Here is a 918-nt window from a genome sequence, read left to right on the forward strand (position 1 = left end):
GGGTCTGCCGTGAGTTTGGTTGACATCTGATCTGTGGTCCCGGGAGGGACTGCTGGAAGGATGACCCCATGCCCGCTGCATACCCCCGAGAGTTCCGCCAGGACGTGGTCGCGATCGCCCGTAAGGGTCAGATGCCGATCGCGCAGGTCGCGAAGGACTTCGGCATCGCCGAGTCCTGCCTACGGCGCTGGCTGGCCCAGGATGATGTCGAGGCCGGGATCCGGCCCGGCATCACCAAGGCTGAGAACGAGGAGCTGAAGGCTCTCAAGCGCCGCAACCGCGAGTTGGAGATGGAGAACGAGGTCCTACGGCGTGCGGCCGCGTATCTGTCCCAGGCGAACCTGAAATTGGGTCAGTCCCCAAAATGACCTGTCCCGTCGTGAAGGACCTGGCCCGCGACGGGATTCCCGTGAAACTCTCCTGCCGGGTCCTCGGGTTCTCCCGTCAGGCCTACTACCAGTGGCTGGCCGAACCTGTCAGCGAGCGGGAATGGTCCGACGCGCATGCCGCCAACGCCGCCCTCGATGCCCATGCCGATGACCCGGAGTTCGGATACCGGTTCCTGGCTGATGAGCTCCGCGGCCGTGGCCTGGCCGTGTCGGACCATCAGGTGTTGAAGGCCTGTCGGCTCGTGAAGGTCCGCTGCTGCCACTCGATCCGTCGCGGCTCGGGCAAGCGTCCTGGCCCTGCCGTTCATGATGATCTGGTTCGTCGTGAGTTCCGCGCTGAGAAGCCGAACCAGCTGTGGCTCACGGACATCTCAGAGCATTGGGCCGGGGATTCCAAGCTCTATCTCTGCGCGGTCAAGGACGTGTTCTCGAACCGGATCGTGGGCTACTCGATCAATCGGCGGATGAGCTCGCAGCTGGCCGTGGACGCCCTGCAGATGGCTCTGGGCCGGCGTGGAGGCAAGGCCGA

Annotated in this window: 2 protein-coding genes; both read left to right on the forward strand. The window is 64.7% G+C overall.

Annotated elements, in window-relative coordinates; all coding sequences use genetic code 11:
• The first annotated feature begins 68 nt into the window (after positions 1 to 68).
• Positions 69 to 368 carry a transposase gene (locus ACTSKS_RS11010; RefSeq protein ID WP_002854321.1) on the forward strand — a complete coding sequence of 100 codons (300 nt, stop codon included), beginning with the start codon at positions 69 to 71 and terminating at the stop codon, positions 366 to 368.
• The coding region (locus ACTSKS_RS11015; RefSeq protein ID WP_442927556.1) for a DDE-type integrase/transposase/recombinase at positions 365 to 918 on the forward strand (554 nt) is incomplete at its 3' end. The genes ACTSKS_RS11010 and ACTSKS_RS11015, both read left to right, overlap by 4 nt.

The organism is Micrococcus sp. TCR-5, assembly GCF_052220525.1.
In the GTDB taxonomy this organism is placed as follows: domain Bacteria; phylum Actinomycetota; class Actinomycetes; order Actinomycetales; family Micrococcaceae; genus Micrococcus; species Micrococcus luteus.

Coding starts and splice junctions, on each gene's coding strand:
- ACTSKS_RS11010 (WP_002854321.1), top strand. CDS start 69: ATGCCCGCTGCATACCCCCGAGAGTTCCGCCAGGACGTGGTCGCGATC.